Below are 19,147 nucleotides of genomic sequence, written 5' to 3'. Positions count from 1 at the left end.
ACTGGCGACGCACCGCCATGCGCTACGACCGATGCGCCCACACCTTGTTCCCAGTCTTCACACTCGCCGCAAACCTACATTCTGACTCAATCAGCGAGTCCTGAGCTTAGGCACCCAAAACAGACATGCGCGCTCAACACACTGCTCGAACACACCAGCTAACGCACTTCCAATCCTTGGCCGTCGCGCTAGAGTATGTATGCTACACAATACTTGTTGGTTGACAACGATCGCAAGCGATATGAAAATTTATCCTTATACAAATCTACTTCATCGTACAGTCTTCATGCGGACTGCAGCTTGTGAGCAGGGTCGTAAAAACCGCGAACATAGCGCTTAGTAGAAAATTACAGTTTGGGCAGCCCGAGGAATGGTGCTGCTGGACAGGATTGAACTGTCGACCTCTCCCTTACCAAGGGAGTGCTCTACCACTGAGCTACAGCAGCACCCCAGAGGTTCCTGCCACAGCCCTGCCCCCCGTTCAAGGCCCGAGCTTCACACGTTACCACAGTCCGAAGTCAGGCGGCGCCCAAAAAGGCCGCGATGAAGCGCCATTCAGCCTCTCGGCATTGCGCACAGATCAGAAAGATGCAGCTTGACTGGTATACCTCGCCGGCGTGCACGTTAATGAATGTGCACAGGTCTGGAGACGACGGCACACGCCGGCATGGTCGCGCGAACCTGCATCTGAGCCAGCGTCGCCGCATATGCTCCCATCTCCGTGTCTCTTGTTGGCGCCGCAATGGGTAGGCTTTCTTACTGATTGATGGTTTGGAGCGACGCGGGTAGGTGTGATTTTGGGTATGTCGGCGGTGCTGCGACGGCCACCCGACACCGCCGTTCGTTCTGACGCTCGCTCAGAAGCGCCGCCTGTTGCCGTAGTTTCCGCCTTCGCACGGGATCCCGCGGGTGGACGATCGCCGCGTGTTGAGCGGCATCATCTACGTGGTCGGTCACGGCCTGCAGTGGCGCAAGGCGCCTGCGGCCTACGGCCCGCACAAGACGCTCTGCAACCGTTTCGTCCGATGGAGCCGGATGGGCGTATTCGCCCGGTTCTTCGCGGCGCTGGCCGCCGAGGGCGCCCCGCCAGCACCGCTGATGATCGATGCTCCCACCTCAAGGCGCATCGCACTGCCGCCGGCCTCCTCAAAAAAGGGGCTTGTCGCCGCTGCATCAGCCGAACCAAGGGCGGCCTGAACTCCAAGCCCCACGTCGTCGACGGTCAGGGGCGCCCGTAATCCTCCAACTGAGAGAGAGCTAGCCGAGCGCCACCGCGGAGCGCCGACGCTACCAAAACTCCCGCGCCCTCCGAGCCAAGGTGGACGTCCGCCGCCTCACCATACGTTACGGCCGATGCGCTCACAGTGGCGCGCGAACACAATGGCCGCAGCCAACACACGCTGGCTCAATCAGTGAGTCCTGAGGCTTACAATACAGGCTGCCGTGTCGAGGGAGGCAATGACGGGTCGTGGGCCGCGGCTAAAGAGTGCGTCTGATGGAAACTCGCTGGCCAGTGTGCACATATTAGTGTGCGCAACCAGGGCCTGACCCGGGACCGGACCAGGAGACGAAACCCATGCCCAGCGACCTCACGCGCCGCCCGCTCGCGCTTGCCGCCGCCCTGGCGACCGGCCTTCTCTTCAGCCCTTCCTGGGCGCCCGCCGCGGCCCAGGAGCGCGTCGTCAACGTCTACAACTGGACCGACTACATCGATCCGGCGGTGCTCGAGAAGTTCACGGCGGAGACCGGCATCCGCGTCCGCTACGACACGTTCGACAGCCTCGAGACGCTCGAGGCAAAGCTCTCTGCGGGACGCTCCGGCTATGACGTGATCGCGCCGACCAACGAGCCCACCTTCTCGCGCCTGATCGCCGCGGGCGCGCTGATGCCGCTCGACAAGGCGAAGATCCCCTCCGCCGCCGGGCTCGATCCGACGCTGATGCAGCGGCTTCGGAGCTCCGATCCCGACAACCGCCACGGCGTGATCTATCTCTGGGGAACGATCGGGCTCGGTCTGAATGTCGAGCGCATCCGCGCGCTCGCCCCCAACGCGCCGCTCGACAGCTGGGACCTTCTGTTCAAGCCCGAGCACGCGCGCGCCATCGCCCGCTGCGGCATCACCATCATGGACAGCCAGACCGACGTGATCCCCTCGGTGCTGCGCTATCTCGGCCTGAACCAGGACAGCACGGGCAGCGATGATCTCCGCCGCGTCGAGCAGACGCTGCTCGGCATCCGCCCGCATGTGCGCAGCTTCGCCTCGGGCGGCGCGCTCGAGCAGCTCGCAACCGGCGAGACCTGCCTCGCGCTGACCTACTCGGGCGATGTGATCCAGGCGAGCGCGCGCGCGGTGGAGGCGAACCGCGGCGTCGCGGTGCGCTACGTCGCGCCGAAGGAAGGCGCGCAGCTCTGGTTCGACGTGCTTGCCATCCCCCGCGACGCGCCGAACGCGGACAACGCGCATGCATTCATCAACTTCGTGCTGAAGCCGGAGAACATCGCCGCGATCACCAACGAGGTGCGCTACCCCAACGCCGTCCCGGCCTCGAAGCCGATGATCGACCAGGCCATTACCTCCGACCCGAACGTCTATCCGCGCGAGGAGGATTTCGAGCGGTTCTTCACCGTCTCCGGCGTGCCGCAGACGGCCGACCGCGCGCGCAACCGCACCTGGGCGAGATTCAAGGCGGGACGCTGAGCGTGGGGCGCCGTTAGGGGATCATGCCGCCGGGGAACGGTCCCGCGCCGCGGGGGCCGGGGGGGCAGAAAGGCACCGAGCCGTGGCGTGACCCCGAGGCGGAGCCGTATCTCCGCCTGCGCGGGCTGACGCGCCGCTTCGGCGAGGTCACCGCCGTCGCCGACATCGATCTCGACATCTATCGCGGCGAGCTCTTCGCCCTGCTCGGCGGTTCGGGCTCGGGCAAGTCGACGCTGCTCCGCATGCTCGCAGGGTTCGAGCGGCCCGATGCCGGGACGATCACGCTCGACGGGCAGGACCTCGCCGCCATGCCGCCCTATGAGCGGCCGGTGAACATGATGTTCCAGTCCTACGCGCTGTTCCCGCACATGACGGTTGCGCAGAACATCGGCTACGGGCTGAAGCAGGAGGGGCTCGGCCGGTCGGAGATCGCCGCGCGCGTGGCCGAGGCGCTCGAGCTCGTGCAGCTCAAGGGGCTCGACGCCCGCCGCCCGCATGCGCTCTCCGGCGGGCAGCGCCAGCGCGTCGCGCTCGCGCGAAGCCTGGTGAAGCGGCCCAAGCTCCTGCTTCTCGACGAGCCGCTCGGCGCGCTCGACAAGTCGCTTCGCGAGGCGACGCAGTTCGAGCTCGTCAACATCCAGGAGCGTACCGGCACGACCTTCATCATGGTCACGCATGACCAGGAGGAGGCGATGACGATGGCCACCCGCATCGCGGTGATGACCGACGGGCGGCTCGCGCAGGTGGGCACGCCGGCGGAGGTGTACGAATATCCGACGAGCCGCTTCGTCGCCTCCTTCCTCGGCACGGCGAACATCTTCGAGGGGCTGGTCAAGCGCGCCGATGCGACCGGCGCGCTCGTCGAAAGCACCGCCTTCGATGCCTGGTTCGAGAGCGACTCGGATCCGCCCAAGCCTGAAGGCGGGCGCGTCTTCGTCGCGGTGCGGCCGGAGAAGATGCGCATCGAGACGGCGGCTGCAGAGACCCAGCCGCACGGCGCCAACCGCCTCTCCGGCACGGTGCGCGACATCGCCTACTATGGCGACTTCGTCATGTACGTCGTTGCCTTGCCGGACGGTTCGGTCGTGCGCGTCTCTCGGCCGACGGAGACGCGCATCACGGAGCTGCCGATCACCTGGAATGACCCGGTGACGGTGACCTGGCCCTCCTTCGCGACCGTCGTGCTCGCGCAATGAACGGCGGGGGCGGCGCCAGCATCGCCTCGGGCCGGCTCGCGCGCCTCGTCGTGCTGGCGCTGCCGTATCTGTGGCTCCTGCTGTTCTTCCTCCTGCCGTTCCTGATCGTTGCGAAGATCGCGCTTTCCGAGATCGCTGTCGGCATCCCGCCCTACGCGCCGATCCTCCGCTGGACGGAGGAGAACGTCCTGACGGTGGTGCTGAACTTCGGCTCCTTCGCCACTCTGCTCGAGGACGGTTTCTACCTCGATGCCTATCTGCGCTCGCTTCGCGTGGCGGGCATCTCCGCGCTTCTCTGCCTGCTCGTTGGCTACCCCATGGCGTACGCGATCGCGCGCGCGCCCGAGCACCGGCGGAACCTGCTCCTCCTTCTGGTGGTGCTGCCGTTCTGGACGAGCTTCCTGCTTCGCGTCATGGCTTGGATCGGCATCCTGCAGGACCAGGGCGTTCTGAACGCGCTGCTTCTCTCGCTTGGGCTGATCTCCGAACCGTTGCGCCTGCTCTATACCGAAGGCGCCGTCTATGTCGGGATCGTCTACTGCTACCTGCCCTTCATGGTGCTCCCGCTCTACGCGACGCTCGCCAAGCTCGACCCCGTGCTGCTCGAGGCGGCGGCGGATCTGGGCGCGAGGCCCTTCCGCGCCTTCCTGACGGTGACGCTGCCGCTGTCGATGCCGGGAATCCTCGCCGGCTGCATGCTGGTGTTCATCCCCGCCGTCGGTGAGTTCGTGATCCCCGAGCTTCTTGGTGGCCCCGCGGCGCAGCTCGCCGGGCGGGTGCTTTGGGTCGAGTTCTTCCAGAACCGGGACTGGCCGATGGCCTCGGCCCTCGCGGTGGCGCTGCTCGTGCTGCTCGTGGTGCCGATCGCGGCGTTCCAGCGCCATGCCGCAAGGCGCGGCAGGGCATGAGCCGGCGTCTGCCCTGGCTCGGGCTCGCGCTCGGCGCGGGCTACGCCTTCCTCTACCTGCCGATCGCGCTTCTCGTTCTGCTCTCCTTCAACGACAGCCGCCTGGTGACGAGCTGGACCGGCTTCTCCTTCCGTTGGTACACCGCGCTCTGGAACAACGACCAGCTCGTCGGTGCCGCGATCCTGTCGCTCCGCATCGCCGCTGTCAGCGCCACCGGCGCGCTGGTGCTCGGAACGCTCGCCGGCTTCGCGCTCGCCCGGCTCGGCGCCTTCCGCGGGCGCACCCTGTTCGGGGCGATGGTCGCTTCACCCCTGGTGATGCCGGAGGTGATCACGGGGCTGTCCCTGCTTCTCCTCTTCGTCGCACTCGCCGCGGTGACCGGCTGGCCGGGCGAGCGCGGGGTGACGACGATCACCATCGCCCACATCACCTTCGCCACCGCCTATGTTGCCGTCGTCGTCCAGTCCCGGCTGGCGGATTTCGACGAGAGCCTCGAGGAGGCGGCGATGGACCTCGGCGCCAGGCCCTGGACCGTGTTCGCGACCATCACCCTGCCTCTGATCGCGCCTGCCCTGGCCTCTGGCTGGCTGCTTGCCTTCACCCTCTCGCTCGACGACCTGGTGATCGCCTCCTTCACCTCCGGGCCCGGGGCGACGACGCTGCCCATGGTGGTGTTCTCCGCGATGAGACTCGGTCTCACGCCGGAACTTTTTGCCCTGGCCACGATCATCATCGCGATGGTTTCCGTCTGCCTCGTTCTCGCCCTGCGTTTGGGGCGGGTTGCAAGCGCCGCGGCGCGCGTCTAGGAAATCGCCTGTCCTGAAAAATGTTGGGGCGGCGCCGGGGCGCTTGCCGCGGAGATCGAACATGTCCGTACCTGCCGCACCGTCGCTGACCGCTGAGCGTCTCGACCGCATCAGCCCGTCGCAGACGATCGCAATCAGCCAGAAGGCCCGCGCGCTCCAGGCCGCCGGCCGCAACGTGATCAGCCTGTCGGCCGGCGAGCCCGATTTCGATACGCCCGAGAACATCAAGCGTGCCGCCATCGCCGCGATCGAGAAGGGCGACACGAAGTACACCGACGTCGCCGGCACCAAGGCGCTGCGCGAGGCCGTCAGCCTCAAGTTCAAGCGCGACAACGGGCTCGACTACGCGCCCGACGAGATCATCGTCTCGACCGGCGGCAAGCAGGTCATCTTCAACGCCATGCTGGCGACGATGAACGCCGGCGACGAGGCCATCATCCCGACCCCCTGCTGGGTCAGCTACCCCGACATTGTTCAGCTTGCCGAAGGCAAGCCGGTGTTCGTGCCCTGCCCGCAGAACAACGGCTTCAAGCTGCGGGCGGAGGACCTCGAGGCGGCGATCACGCCGAGGACGCGCTGGTTCATCCTGAACAACCCCTGCAACCCGACGGGGGCCGCCTACTCGGCGGAGGAACTGAAGGCCATCACGGAAGTACTGATGCGCCATCCGCATGTCTGGATCTTCACCGACGACATCTACGAGCACCTCGCCTATGACGGGTTCAAGCCGGCCACCATCGTCGGCGTCGAGCCGCGGCTGAAGGACCGCACGCTCACGATGAACGGCTGCTCCAAGGGTTATGCGATGACCGGCTGGCGCATCGGCTTCGCCGGCGGCCCGAAGGCGCTGATCAAGGCGATGGACAAGCTGCAGAGCCAGTCCACCTCCTCGACCTCCTCGATCAGCCAGGCGGCCGCCGTCGAGGCCCTGACCGGGCAGCAGGACAGCATCAAGGTGATGGTCGAGGCCTACAAGGCGCGGCGCGACATGGTGGTCGACGCGCTGAACGCCTGCCCGGGCATCGTCTGCCGCAAGCCCGAAGGCGCGTTCTACGTGTTCGCCGGAATCCATGGCTGCCTCGGCAAGACCTCCGCCGGCGGCAGGACGATCGAGAATGACGAGGATTTCGTGACGGCGCTTCTCGAGGAGGAGGGGGTCGCTGCCGTGCACGGCTCGGCCTTCGTCGCGCCCGGACATTTCCGCATCAGCTACGCCACCGATACGGAGAGCCTTCGCGAGGCCTGCGCCCGCATCAAGCGCTTCTGTGAAGGGCTTCGCTGAGTACACCGCGTGCCCGGGCCACACCGGCCCGGGAACCGAACCGCCTGGAGACGACAGGATCATGGCCCACGCTGTGCCGGCGCTCGCCGAACGCCTGAAGGACGTCGAGGTCGCCGCGTCCGTCATCATGACGACGAAGGCCCGCGCGCTCACGGCCGCCGGCCATACCGTGATCAGCCTCGCCGTGGGCGAGCCGGACTTCGACACGCCCGCCCACGCGATCGAGGCGGCGCACAAGGCGGCGCTTGCCGGCGACACGCACTACCCGCCGCAGGACGGCGCGCCGGCGCTGAAGCAGGCGGTGCAGCGCAAGTTCAAGCGCGACAACGGGCTCGACTACGCGCTCGACGAGATCATGGTCGCCAATGGCGGCAAGCAGATCATCATGAACGCCTTCCTGGCCACGATCGACCAGGGCGACGAGGTGGTGATCCCGTCTCCGTACTGGATCAGCTACGCCGACCAGGCGAAGCTCGCAGGCGGCAAGCCCGTGTTCGTGCCCTGCCCGCAGAACAACGGTTTCAAGCTGCGCGCGGAGGACCTCGAGGCGGCGATCACGCCGCGCACCAAGTGGCTCGTGCTCAACAGCCCGAACAACCCCTCCGGCGCGGCGCTCTCTGCGGACGAGCTGCGCCAGATCGGCGCTGTGCTCGAGCGGCACCCGCAGGTGTGGGTGCTGTCTGACGACATGTATGAGCACATGGTCTATGGCGACTTCACCTTCTCGACGCTCGCCCAGGTGTGCCCGCAGCTCAAGGACCGGGTGCTGACGGTCAACGGCACCTCGAAGACCTACGCGATGACGGGTTGGCGCGTCGGCTTCTGCGGCGGGCCGAAGCCGCTCGTGAAGGCGATGGTGAACATGCAGGGACAGCTCACCAGCGGCATCTGCACGGTGGCGCAGGCTGCGGCGGCGGCGGCGCTCGATGGGCCGCAGGAGCTCGTGAAGGAACGCGCAGCGATGTATCTCGAACGGCGCGAGCTCGTCGTCGCCGAGCTGAACAAGGCCAGGGGCGTCGTCTGCCACCGCCCCGAGGGCGCGTTCTACGTCTATCCCAACATCGCCGGCTGCCTGGGCAAGACCTCGGCGGGGGGCAAGACCATCAGGACCGATCTCGACTTCGTCCTCACGCTGCTCGAGGAGCAGCACGTCGCGGCCGTGCATGGCGGCGCCTACGGGATGAGCCCCTATTTCCGCGTCTCCTACGCAACAGGCACCGAGCAGCTTCGCGAGGCATGCCGCCGCATCCAGGCCTTCTGTGCTGCACTTGCCTGACATGGTCGCGCCGACCAGCGTGATCCGCCCCGGCCGCGACGGCGACGCGGCCGGCTTTATCGCGCTGATCGGCGCCTGCTGGGGCGAGTATCCCGGCTGCGTGCTCGATGTCGACAACGAGGCGCCCGAGCTCCGCTCTCTCGCGAGCCATGTCGCGGCGCGCGGCGGGGCGCTCTGGACGGCGGAGATGTCCGGCGCCGTCGTCGGCATGGTCGCGACGGTGCCGCTGAACCACGACGAGTCGTGGGAAATCTCGCGCATGTACGTGGCGCAGAGCCACCGGGGCACGGGGCTCGCGAGCGAGCTTCTCCGGACCGCCGAGCGGCACGCCCGCGAGGCCGGCGCCAGGCGCATGATCCTCTGGACCGACACGCGGTTCGAGGCGGCGCACAAGTTCTATGAGAAGCACTCCTACGTGCGGGCGGGCTCGATCCGCGTGCTCGACGACCGTTCCCGCTCGCTCGAGTTCCGCTACGCCAAGCCGATCACCGGCACGATCGTCGAGATGCTCGACCCGGCCGCGGCCGTCTCGGCAGAGCGGCGGCTCGCCGAGGTTCTGAAGGCCTGCGTCGATGACGGGGCCGTGGTGGGCTTCCTCGCGCCTCTGCCGATCGAGAAGGCGCGAGCGTTCTGGCGCGAACGCGGCTCGGAGGTCGCGGCCGCCAAGCGCGTGATCCTCGCCGCCTGGGTGGATGGCGAGATCGGCGGGTGCCTGCAACTCGACCTCGACGTGCCGGAGAACCAGACGCACCGCGCCGAGGTGCGGCAGCTCCTCGTGCACCCGGAGTTCCGTCGTCGTGGCGTGGGGCGCGAGCTGATGGCGCGGATCGACCAGGCGGCGCTCGCGCATGGGCGGCGCATCCTCGTCCTCCGGACATGGCCCGGCGGGCCGGCCGAGACGATCGTCCGTTCCCTTGGCTGGGCCTTCGTCGGCGTGATCCCGGGCTACGCGATCCGCCCGACGGGCGAGCCGGTGGACGAAGGCTATTGGTGGAAGCGGATCGAGTAGTGGGGTTCGCTCAGCCGAAAAAGCGCGCGAAGGCCTCGAGCACCGCCTCTGGCGCCTCTTCGGCGAGGTAGTGGCCCGAGGCGACCGGTTCGGCGAGGCGGAGGTCGTTCGCGTAGCCGCGCCAGATCGCCGGCACGTCGTACCAGCCGCCGACGCGGCCCTTCGCACCCCAGAGCACGGCGAGCGGGGCGGTGATGCGGGCCCCAGCGGCGCGGCTCTCGCGGTCATGCACGAGGTCGATCGTCGCCGCGGCGCGGTAGTCCTCGCAAATCGCGGTGATCGTACCGGGGCGGTCGAGTGCCGCGAGATAGTCGGCCAATGCTTCCGGGCTGAAGAAATCCGGCGGCACGCCGTGCTTGCCGCTGTGGCTCAGGAGCCAGAAGCGCGGGTCGGCCGCGATCATCGTCTCTGGCAAGGGGGCAGGCTGGGCGAGGAAGAACCAGTGGTAGTAGCCCATGGCGAAGGCCATGTCGGTGTGCTCGAAATGCTCGAGCGTGGGGATGATGTCGAGCAGGGCGACCTTCTCGACCGCCTGCGGGTGGTCGAGGCAGAGGCGATGCGACACGCGCGCGCCCCGGTCATGCCCCGCGAGAAGGAAGCGGGGATGGCCGACCTGCCGCATCAGAGCGACCATGTCGGCGGCCATCGCCCGCTTGGCGTAGGCGGCATGGTCAGCCGAAGGCGGCGGCTTGGACGAGAAGCCATAGCCCCGCAGGTCGGGGCAGATGACGGTGAAGCGACGAGCAAGCGCCGGCGCGACGCGATGCCACATCGCATGCGTCTGCGGGTTGCCGTGCAGCAGGAGAAGCGGCGGGCCCGACCCACCGGTGCGGAGCCGCAGGGTGATGCCGGTCTCAACCGTGACGTCTTCCAGCCTGAAGCCTTCGAACACCCTGTTCCCTCCTGACTTGCCTGGCCGGAAGCGTATCGGCCAGCCGCAGGGCCGGCGAGGGGAAGAAAAGAAAGCCCCCGGTATCTATACCGGGGGCAAGTGATACAGGGAGGCTTCACGTCTGGGAGACGTAACGCCCGATAATTCATGACGGTTCGGGAGTGTTCGGGACCGCTCGGGGACCATGGGAAAGATCAGGAAAAGCCTGCTCTAGAGCGTTCACTCTCGTTCGTGACCATTCATGTTGATCCGGGGCGCGAATGGTCCCAAAATGGTCCCAGACATTCATGGGACCATCAACATGCGCGTTACCCCCCGTTCGGATACCCCCCTCAATGCCAATAGCGCCAATAACGCCAATAGGTTGACCGGGAGGCGCGCGTGAGCCTCACCGACCTGACGATCCGATCGCTGCGGCCCCGCGCGGCAGGGCACTACGAGGCCGCAGATGCCCGTGGGCTAGCCCTTCGGGTCCATCCCAACGGACGGATGGTTTGGGTGCTCCGTGCGACGGACGGGCGCACTGGGGAGCGAGTGCGGCGTGCTATCGGCGAGTACGGCGAGGGGGAGGGCAAGGTCGGTCTCAAAGCCGCCCGCAAGCTCGCCGACACGTGGCGAGCAAAACTTTCGTCTGGGCTCGACCCCGAGGGCGACATGACGGTTGCCGACGCGGTCGAGGGCTGGCTCAAGGATGCCGGGCTGCGGAGTGCCGAGCAGGTGCGCCGGCGGATGGCGCTGCATGTCCTGCCGAAGCTCGGCAAGCGGCCGATCGCCACGATCACGCTGAAGGACGTTGCCGCGCTGCTCCGTGAACTGCGGCATGACCGGGGGCTGACGGCCGAGGTGAACCGCGTTCGCTCGTCCATGTCGGCCGTGTTCGCCTGGGCGAAGCGACAGGGCGAGGTGGTGGCAAATCCGGTGCTTGAGACCGAGCGGGTGATCGAGCCCAGCCAGCGGCGCGAGAAGGAGGAGGCGCTGCGTGTTCTCGACATGGAGGAGATCGCCTGCGTGTGGCGCGCGGCCGAGGCTGACGGCTCGCGCGTCGTCTCTGCTCTCGTTCGGTTGCTGATCCTCGTCCCCCTGCGCCGTGAGGAGTGGACCGCGCTGCGATGGGACGAGATCGAGGAGACGGCTGTGGGGCTGACGCTGCGACTCCCTGCTGCGAGGATGAAGGGCAAGCGCCCCCACGCGGTCCCGCTGCCCGATGACGCTGCCGCGATCGTACGGTCAATGCCGCGACATGGGCCGTTCGTCTTCACGATCGACGGCAAGAAGCCATTCGCCGGGTGGCGCACTGCCGCCGATCGGCTGCGCGACGCGGTGGCGCTGGCGGCGCCTTGGGTGCTCCACGATCTACGCCGGAGCACGGCGACGCACATGGGCGAGGCGGGCATCAGCGAGGCGACCATTGCCGCACTGCTCGCACACTCGCGTCGGCGCATCGCCGGCATCACAGCGACCTATGACCGTAGCGAGCGGATCGAGGAGAAGCGCGCTGCGTTGGACCGATGGGCGCGTGTGCTGCACGCGCATCTCAATCCTGCAGCGGCAGAGAACGTGACACCCCTCCGCGCCACGGTGGGGTGAACGGTCGCGCAAGGGGGTGTGAGCCGCCGCCACCCCCACCCCCTCGCTTGCCGCATTGACCATCGCGTAGTCTGACAACGGCGGGGCTAGGTTGGCCGCCGAACGCCCGGACCTCCGAACCGGGTTGCCCCGCTCCCTTTTTTCGGAGCGCGCATCGGAGGCGCGGGATGGCAGCCCAGATCGATCGCTATGGCGAGCTGATCAAGATCATTCTAGACGGGCATCAGAAAATGCTTGGTCCCGAAGCATCGCGCTTAGATGCGGCCCGGGCTGCGCACGACCGCACTGCGGAAAACTATGGCAAGAGCTATGCGAAGTCGCAGAACCCAATTTGGGCTTGGCGATGCATCACTGCCCTCAGGACCCTCTGCGTCTATGCCTCTCGCGAGTGTCCGGAGCTTCGTGCCCAGACCTTCGTCCGGGAATTGCCTGACTGGTGCTTGGCGTATCTTGTCGAGTCCGCTTACCGCATTGAGTGTCTCTCCGGCCTGCGCGACTTTGAGAAGCCGGGTGCGATGGATGGTCATCGGATGCAATTCCAGGGACCCGTTGACCTGGAACCGGAGCACGCCGCCGCCATGGTCCCACGCGCCTTAGGCTTCGTGCGTGACGGATGGAATGCGTTCTCGCGCTACGCCGCAGATTTTCTCCCTCGGCTGTATCTGGACGTTCGCGAGGTAGAGAAACTTGCCGGGCGGAAACCGTCGTTCAAGCTGCGCGAACTGACGGAGATGCTTGGTGTGTCTGATGCGCGAGCGGCGCTGCGCCGGGTTGCCAAGGTCAAGAAAGGGGTGGCCAAACCTACCAAGTAGGATTTGCCATGGCCACACCACGACCCGTGGTTTGGCCAATTACGACGGCGCTGTGCATGCACTAGATCGATGGCCATCGCTATCATTCGCGAGGTGCCGTCGATGACAACTTCACCTGCCCCTGAGCCGCTTCTGCTGTCGCCGAAGTCAACGGCAAAGGCGCTTGGACTGGGGCTCACCAAGACCTGGGAGCTGATCGGAAAAGGCGAGCTTCGCGCCCGAAAGATCGGCCGGCTGACGATGGTGGAGCGCGCATCCATCGCCGCCTTTCTCGACCGCCTGCCGCCCGCGCGCCCCGAGAAGGTCGCCTGAATCCAAACCAGCCCGGAAGGGCAAAAACGCAGCCGGCTCGCGGGGGCAAACCGCGAGCCGAGCGCGAGACACCCGGCACAGGGACGTACCCCCATGCAGACCTTAATTAGTACCACATCCGCCGAAGAGCTACACGCCGCCGGCTGGCCGGAGGACCGAGCGTTCTTCGCGAGCCACCCGACCGTGACATATCGAATTCGCCCGTGCATTGGCGCGGAGCGTCACCTTTACGCGACGGACCACGTCCTGGTCATCGCGTTGCCGATGCCGGTTCGGGCGCGGGTGCCGCTCGCAGGCACCGAGACGCCTGAGGAGATCGCGGTATTCGTTGCCGACATCGTCGGCCACGTCTGGCAGCAGCAGCACGGTCGGGAGGTGCGAGCATGAGCGCGATCATCTCCGCCGCCCTCGCGCTCGCCCGGCAGGGGTTGCCGGTGGTGCCCTGGTCCGCCAGCAAGAAGCCCGTCACGCCGCATGGCTTCCTCGACGCCAGCACTGATCCGGTCGAGGTGCAGCGGCTCTTCTCCCGCCCCGGCGCTGCGCTCGTCGTGGTGCGGATGGGCGAGCCCTCGCGTCTGGTCGCGCTGGACTTCGACACCGAGGATACCGCCCGCGCCTGGTGGCGTGCACATCATCACCGCCTACCTGACACGCGCACACATCGCACACGCCGTGGCGGGCTTCATCTCCTCTTCGCCTGGCCGGGTGGCAAGGTGCCGAGCCCGGCGGGCAAGCTCGCGCTTGGTGTCGATGTGCGGGGCGACGGCTCTGCCCTCACTTGGTGGCCAGCGCACGGCGGCGACGTGGTGCGCGACATGCCGCTCGACGGGCTGCCGCTCTTCCCCGGCTGGGTGCTCGACGCGATCACGCCGCCACCGCCGCCGCCTCTGCCTCCCACACGGCTGGCCGTCTCCGATCGCTACGCCGCCGCTGCGCTGGAACGCGCCATCGTCGCCGTTGCGACGGCGGCAGAGGGCACCCGCAATAGCACGCTGAACAGGGAGGCGCACGGGCTTGCCCGGCTCGTCGGGCCAGTACTGACCGCGCGCGACATCGCCGCCGCGCTGATCCCCGCTGCGCAGGCTGCCGGGCTACAGCCGCACGAGACAATGCTCACTGTCTCGTCCGCTCTTCGCGCGCGAGGTGTCGCATGAACAGCATCGCCGCCATCGTCCGCGAGGCCGACGCCATCGCCGCCAAGGCCGCACAATCCCACGCTGATGCCCCATGGCCGGAGCCCGACTGGAACCTCGCCAACGACGACCCGTTGCCGCCGCCGGCGCTGCCTCTCGACCTGTTCCCCGCAGCATGGGGTGACTGGATGCGCGCCGCCGGCGAACGGCCGGGCGCACCTGTCGATTACGGCGCTGTTTCCGTATTGGCCGCGATCGGCGCAGCGATCGGCAATCGGCGCTGGGGCCAGGTGCGTGAGGAGTGGGAACACCCGCCTGTGCTCTTCGCTGCGCTGGTCGGTGAGCCGAGCTCGAACAAGTCGCCGGCAATGCGTGCGGTGACGAAGCCGATGGCCGAGATCGAGGCCGCGCTCAACGACGACTGGAAAGACCGCCAACGCGACCACGCGACGCACGTGAAGGCCGCGAAGCACGCGCGGGCCAAGTGGGAGAACGACGCGAACACGGCGTTGAACATGGGCAGTCCCCCACCCGTCATGCCTGAGGCTGCGCTCGATCCCGAGACGCTCGACCGCCGCCGGCTGCTCGTTGATAGCGTCACGACCGAACGACTTGCGCATATGGCCCGCAGCAATCCGGCCGGGCTGCTCGTCGCCTCTGACGAGCTCGCGCGCTTCCTCGGGTCGATGGACCGCTATGGCAACAAGGGCAGCAGCGGCGCGGATCGTGCTTTTTGGCTTGAAGCACACGGAGGAGGGCGGTTCAGCGTCGATCGCGTCGGTAAAGACGAGGTGATTCAGATCGTCGTGCCCAATCTCACGGTGGGCATTCTCGGGGGCATTCAGCCTGACCGCCTCGCCTCCGCGATGCTCGCCGGCGACGATGACGGCTTAGCGTCGCGGTTCCTATTCTCATGGCCAGGCAAGGTGCGACCCCAGCCGCCAATTGGTGCTTCACAGCGTGCGTTTATTGCGTCGGCACTGTCCCGCCTCATCGCGCTGCCTTGCGATAGCGCCAAGCCCGTCATGCTGCCCTTCACGCGCGAGGCTGAGCAGCGCATGGACGCTTGGCGCGTGGAGGTGTTTGGCATGGAGAACGATGCCGCCGGACTGTTCAAATCGTGGATCGGCAAACTGCCGGGGCAGGCGGTCCGGCTCGCGGTGATCTTCGCACACATGGAATGGATCGCAGGGCCGGAGCATCTGCCGCCACCCGCCGCCATTCGGGTGGAGGATGTCGAGGCCGCGATCGCGCTGCTGGTCGCGTACTTCACGCCGATGGCGCGGAGAGTGTTCGGCGCCTCTGCGCTGCCGCGCGCAGAGCGTGATGCACGCACCTTGGCCGCGTGGATGCTTCGGCAGCGATGCATGCCGCAGACGCTGAATGCGCGCGCCCTGCACCGACAGGCGGCCGGCCCGGCGATCCCCGACCCGGCTCGGATCACGGCAGCGCTCGCCGAGCTCAACGAGGCCGGATGGGTGCGCCCTGCTCCGGCTCGTGAAGGCGATCACCCCGGCAAGCCCCGCGCCGACTTCGCCGTAAACCCTGCGCTTCGCGCTGGCCGAGCATGACATGGCAGCCGGTACAGACCCCCTTCTGCGACGTGCGTGCAGCCCTGCGCCGTCATCGGCATCTGAACGAGGTGACGAAATGAGCCGAGTGAACCGGCATCGAGATTTCAACCGCGCCATCGGGCCGCTTCGGCACGCGGCACGAGTCGCTGCCGACGCGCTTGCAATTGCTATCCCCGACGCGCCGCCCCCACCCGCTCTGCCCCCGCTCCCCATGTCGATCCGCGAGGCGCGATGGATGCAGGCTGTTCTCCACGCCGCCGACGCTGCCGACCTGCCGGACACGATGCAGCAGCGGCAGAACCTGCGCGAGATGCTCGTGAAGATCGCTGCGCTGATGGCGAGCGTCCCACCACACCCGCTCATGCGAAACACCCTCCGGGCGCTCTACGTCGCCGTGCCTGCGATAATGGACTCCAAGCGGCCCGTGGGAGAGTGCCTGCATGACGCAGTGGTAGCCGGGCTGTTGACCCCGTCACAGGCCGAGCAGTGGCGCTACAGGCTTGGGCTCTAGGCGCCATGCAGGGGCGGTTGACAATCGAGGAGATAGAAACGCTGCCGGAGAGGCGTGCGCCGACTGCAATCGTGCGGTTCCACCTCGACGGCGTGCGCCTTGCGTACACCATCAGGCATAAGCGACGTGGGCAACTCCTGCTCGCACCCCCTGAGGCCGCCGATCGTGGCCCCGGCGCGGCGCTCCCTGCCGACGCCCTGGCCGCGCTACGCGATGCGATCGAGGCGACGCCCGCGGCTGATCCGGAGTTGCGGCGCGCCATGGCGCGCTCTTGGACGCCCGCGCCACGTGCGCTGACGCGGCTTGCGTGGTGACAGACGAGGGCCGACCGGACGCGCGCGCGGTGCGCGCGCTCGCGCGTCATGCTGACCGCGAGCCATTTGTCTTACGGGCTATCGCCGGTGACGATCCTTTAGCTGATGTGGACGCGGCTCGGCCAATGGTTGCGGGAGCTGATCGTTAAACAGCGCAAATTCTTCGTTGTTCTGCATCTTTAACGGGAGCAGCTCATGGACATACGATCATAACGCGCATTACCTCTCGCCCATCGGTTGAGCGACCGAGGGAAATGGAGGCCACTTGATGCGTATCCTGCTCGTTGAGGACGAACTGGTTGTTGCACGCTCGGTTGCCGCGCTTCTCAGCGGGCATCGGATCACGACCGACATCGCCGGAAGCGGCGAGGACGGCCTCGACCATCTTCGCACCTACAGCTACGACGCCGTGGTGCTGGACAGGATGCTGCCGGGTATGGACGGGCTCGAGTTCGTCCGCCGCGTCCGCACCGCCCGGATCACCACGCCCATCCTGATGCTCTCGGGCCATGGCGACATCGCCACCCGGATCAAGGGCATCACCCTCGGCGCCGACGACTTCCTGACCAAGCCCTTCGAGCCGCCCGAGCTGGTGGCCAGGCTTCTCGCCATCGTCCGCCGCGCCTCGGGCTTCGCCGACCATACGCTCCGCGCCGGGCCGGTCGAGATGGATCTCAAGTCGCACGACTGCACGGTGAACGGCCGCAAAGTGCACCTGACAGGCAAGGAGCAGGCGATCCTACAGCTCATGATGACCCGCAAGGGCACGGTGCTGTCCAAGGAGGCGATCCTGACCCACCTCTACGGCGGCATGGACGAGCCAGAGATCAAGATCATCGACGTGTTCGTCTGCAAGCTCCGGAAGAAGCTCGCCACGGCCGGCAGCCCGAACCTGATCGGAACCGTCTGGGGCAGCGGCTACATCCTACGCGAGCCCGAGCATGCCGCCGCAGGACCGGTATCCTAGAGGGTTCGATCGCGATCCGACCGATACTCACTTGCAATCTCCGCGCGGTAATTGAAGAATCTTGAAACAAAATCTTCCGACATTTGCCACAATTTGTTGTCGGAGAAGATCATGAGCCGTAGTTGCTTCTCGTGCGTCGTTAGTTGTCTTGATTCCAAAGACAAATCCAGCGCATTCGATACCACTAGATATGCCTCAAGCGCTTCTTCGTCACTCGCCTCTCTGAGTGCGCTTTTCGGGTCGTCTATGAGATCGAGCATTTCGTCGCATCCTCCGTCGCCCCTCTCCTGCCGACGTATGCTTTGGGCCAAAGGTTAACGAACCCTTAACTTCGCAGGCACATGTATGGCCGTGGTAGCGAGCCCTGAGCTTAGAGCGTTGATAACAGGCGATTAAGCGATCGATAACGATGCGTTGAACGAAATCGACGGGTTTCCACTGGGTCCGCAGTTCGACGGCTACCGGTGCCCGTCAGCGGTCCCTACGACGCCGCTCCCACTGCGGATCAAGGAACGGCTCAGACCAGACGCGCGCGTTGTGCGCGCTCGCGCGCGACGCAGGGCGACTACAGTCGCGTGCTCGCCTAGGGACGGAAACACGCTCGCTCTGGACGTGCACCAGCTTAAATTGTGGACCACAGCGGAGGCTGTTGCGCTTCGCGAAGACCTGTTCCGGCACGTTGGTCCGGCCTCGGCCCGGAAAGCAAACGATCCGCCTCAGGGCGGCGCCGCGACCAGAACGGCCGGCGCCGGTCAACCGCCAGCGCCAAAAGCGCGACGGCACCGACAGGCGTTTGGCTAGTGTTGCCCGCCCCGAGAGCGAGAGGCCGCCGAGGCGGCATGGCCAAAGCTTCCAAGCGGGCTCCTACGCATCCAATCGCCCTATGCGCTGGCGGAGAGCTAGGCGCTGTCGAACTGACGCCGACGGTAGGTAACGACAACGGCCACGATCGCTGTAAGCAACAAGCCAACGCTCGCGGGTTCCGGGATAGTTGAAAATCCTACCGCAAAGCGATCAAGCGTACCGGCCTGAACGTGAAATATGAGATCCGTATCAACACTGATCGCGCTAGCAGCGCGCGGACCGGCAAAGTCAGTGCGACGCAAACACGTGGCGCCCGGCTCACAGGAAAATATAACTGATGATTGCAATGGGTGGGGAAAGGGCGGCGAGTTCTGATTGAATATTGCAGCGGACTGGGTCGGGGAAAGAGCGCCGCTCGAAACGGTTACACCTTCCACCAGAAAACCAAAAGGTTTAAGAACTGCGTCAGGATCAACGAACGCAGTGAAGGTGACTAGCATCTGAATGCTGGTGTTCTCCCCAACAGAAAAAATAGGAACACGCGCTCCATTCACGTATCTCTCGAAAAATAGATCAGCGTACCCCCCGAACTCAAACGGCCTCACGAGAATATTTTGGCTATCATACACCTCCGCATAAAAGTCTCCAAATACTATGCCTTGAGAGACGATTGAGCCACCAGATGTCATCTCGCGTAGGCTACAGCTGTCGGCGAAGTCGCCGCCTTGGCATCCAATTAGATTAGCTGCGTTCGCTTTGGCCGCGCCCCCGAGCAGCCCCACCGCTAGGGCTCCGGCTACTGCTATGCGTGCACAAGAGCCCCCGCGCATCCGACCCTCCTTTTTTCGCTAAGGTTTATGGTCCTTTATCGTATCAATTCCAAAGTTGCATTGATCTGACGCAATGGACGATGAAGGCTCGGGACTGGGAGTAGCGCGGCTTGCGGTTTGATAGGCGCCTGTCTCCAACCCATCAGGCAGCCGGGCACTGCTTTACTCCGATCGCGCGGCGCACGGCCTCTCCATGACCGCGAACCGAAGCGAGCTCGGCAGCCTCGATCCCGTCG

Annotated in this window: 18 protein-coding genes, 1 tRNA gene and 1 pseudogene; 16 read left to right on the top strand and 4 right to left on the bottom strand. The window is 66.2% G+C overall.

The features are described from left to right. Positions 1–371: 371 nt before the first annotated feature. A tRNA-Thr gene (locus FIF60_RS09135) sits at positions 372–446 on the bottom strand. 400 nt (positions 447–846) lie between these two features. Between FIF60_RS09135 and FIF60_RS09130 the strand changes: the two are divergent. From FIF60_RS09130 to FIF60_RS09095, 8 genes and pseudogenes are all read left to right on the top strand, one after another. Beyond that, positions 847–1,235 (top strand): annotated as a pseudogene (locus FIF60_RS09130) (IS5 family transposase); the annotation flags it as partial. Between the two features lie 341 nt (positions 1,236–1,576). Next, complete coding sequence (locus FIF60_RS09125; RefSeq protein ID WP_144185762.1) at positions 1,577–2,698, top strand: polyamine ABC transporter substrate-binding protein; 1,122 nt, start codon at positions 1,577–1,579, stop codon at positions 2,696–2,698. Between the two features lie 23 nt (positions 2,699–2,721). Further along, positions 2,722–3,894, top strand: a complete 1,173-nt coding sequence (locus FIF60_RS09120) for an ABC transporter ATP-binding protein (protein WP_144185761.1) — start codon at positions 2,722–2,724, stop codon at positions 3,892–3,894. Then, complete coding sequence (locus FIF60_RS09115; RefSeq protein ID WP_144185760.1) at positions 3,891–4,802, top strand: ABC transporter permease subunit; 912 nt, start codon at positions 3,891–3,893, stop codon at positions 4,800–4,802. Before FIF60_RS09120 ends, FIF60_RS09115 begins: the two co-directional genes overlap by 4 nt. After that, positions 4,799–5,608, top strand: a complete 810-nt coding sequence (locus FIF60_RS09110) for an ABC transporter permease subunit (RefSeq protein WP_144185759.1) — start codon at positions 4,799–4,801, stop codon at positions 5,606–5,608. The genes FIF60_RS09115 and FIF60_RS09110 overlap by 4 nt, the downstream gene beginning before the upstream one ends. Positions 5,609–5,669: 61 nt before the next feature. Beyond that, positions 5,670–6,890, top strand: a complete 1,221-nt coding sequence (locus FIF60_RS09105; protein ID WP_144185758.1) for a pyridoxal phosphate-dependent aminotransferase — start codon at positions 5,670–5,672, stop codon at positions 6,888–6,890. A 61-nt stretch (positions 6,891–6,951) separates the two neighbouring features. Continuing rightward, on the top strand, positions 6,952–8,166 hold the full coding sequence (locus FIF60_RS09100; RefSeq protein ID WP_239451563.1) for a pyridoxal phosphate-dependent aminotransferase: 1,215 nt from the start codon (positions 6,952–6,954) through the stop codon (positions 8,164–8,166). Position 8,167: 1 nt separating this feature from the next. After that, complete coding sequence (locus tag FIF60_RS09095) at positions 8,168–9,175, top strand: GNAT family N-acetyltransferase (RefSeq protein WP_144185757.1); 1,008 nt, start codon at positions 8,168–8,170, stop codon at positions 9,173–9,175. 10 nt (positions 9,176–9,185) lie between these two features. Here FIF60_RS09095 and FIF60_RS09090 read toward each other — a convergent pair whose 3' ends face one another. Then, positions 9,186–10,067 (bottom strand): alpha/beta fold hydrolase, encoded by an 882-nt coding sequence (locus FIF60_RS09090; RefSeq protein WP_144185756.1) that lies wholly within the window; start codon positions 10,065–10,067, stop codon positions 9,186–9,188. Positions 10,068–10,448: 381 nt separating this feature from the next. On the opposite strand from FIF60_RS09090, the gene FIF60_RS09085 reads away from it, so the two are divergent. The 8 genes from FIF60_RS09085 (at position 10,449) to FIF60_RS09050 (ending at position 17,277) form a co-directional block, all read left to right on the top strand. Next, positions 10,449–11,654: a tyrosine-type recombinase/integrase gene (locus FIF60_RS09085; protein ID WP_144185755.1), complete on the top strand. Its 1,206-nt coding sequence runs from the start codon at positions 10,449–10,451 to the stop codon at positions 11,652–11,654. A 167-nt stretch (positions 11,655–11,821) separates the two neighbouring features. After that, positions 11,822–12,466, top strand: coding sequence for a hypothetical protein (locus FIF60_RS09080; RefSeq protein ID WP_144185754.1), 645 nt, complete (start codon positions 11,822–11,824; stop codon positions 12,464–12,466). Between the two features lie 69 nt (positions 12,467–12,535). Continuing rightward, positions 12,536–12,778 carry a helix-turn-helix domain-containing protein gene (locus tag FIF60_RS09075; RefSeq protein ID WP_144185753.1) on the top strand — a complete coding sequence of 81 codons (243 nt, stop codon included), beginning with the start codon at positions 12,536–12,538 and terminating at the stop codon, positions 12,776–12,778. 93 nt (positions 12,779–12,871) lie between these two features. After that, positions 12,872–13,165, top strand: a complete 294-nt coding sequence (locus FIF60_RS09070) for a hypothetical protein (RefSeq protein ID WP_144185752.1) — start codon at positions 12,872–12,874, stop codon at positions 13,163–13,165. Next, positions 13,162–13,932 (top strand): bifunctional DNA primase/polymerase, encoded by a 771-nt coding sequence (locus FIF60_RS09065; protein ID WP_144185751.1) that lies wholly within the window; start codon positions 13,162–13,164, stop codon positions 13,930–13,932. Before FIF60_RS09070 ends, FIF60_RS09065 begins: the two co-directional genes overlap by 4 nt. Beyond that, complete coding sequence (locus FIF60_RS09060) at positions 13,929–15,482, top strand: YfjI family protein (RefSeq protein WP_144185750.1); 1,554 nt, start codon at positions 13,929–13,931, stop codon at positions 15,480–15,482. The genes FIF60_RS09065 and FIF60_RS09060 overlap by 4 nt, the downstream gene beginning before the upstream one ends. Before the next feature lie 238 nt (positions 15,483–15,720). Next, entirely contained in the window at positions 15,721–15,996 is a 276-nt protein-coding gene (locus FIF60_RS09055) for a hypothetical protein (protein WP_144185749.1), read from the top strand. Between the two features lie 582 nt (positions 15,997–16,578). Beyond that, positions 16,579–17,277, top strand: coding sequence for a response regulator transcription factor (locus tag FIF60_RS09050; protein ID WP_144185748.1), 699 nt, complete (start codon positions 16,579–16,581; stop codon positions 17,275–17,277). Here FIF60_RS09050 and FIF60_RS09045 read toward each other — a convergent pair. Both FIF60_RS09045 and FIF60_RS09040 read right to left on the bottom strand, forming a co-directional pair. Then, positions 17,274–17,537, bottom strand: coding sequence for a hypothetical protein (locus FIF60_RS09045; RefSeq protein ID WP_144185747.1), 264 nt, complete (start codon positions 17,535–17,537; stop codon positions 17,274–17,276). The two genes, FIF60_RS09050 and FIF60_RS09045, sit on opposite strands and share 4 nt — an antisense overlap. Before the next feature lie 639 nt (positions 17,538–18,176). Next, positions 18,177–18,863 (bottom strand): PEP-CTERM sorting domain-containing protein, encoded by a 687-nt coding sequence (locus tag FIF60_RS09040; RefSeq protein WP_158639132.1) that lies wholly within the window; start codon positions 18,861–18,863, stop codon positions 18,177–18,179. Between the last annotated feature and the right edge of the window lie 284 nt (positions 18,864–19,147).

This window comes from Elioraea rosea, from assembly GCF_007644105.1.
GTDB lineage: Bacteria > Pseudomonadota > Alphaproteobacteria > Acetobacterales > Acetobacteraceae > Elioraea_A > Elioraea_A rosea.
The sequence above is the reverse complement of the archived record's forward strand: the minus strand, read 5'-3'. Positions and strand labels throughout refer to the sequence as shown.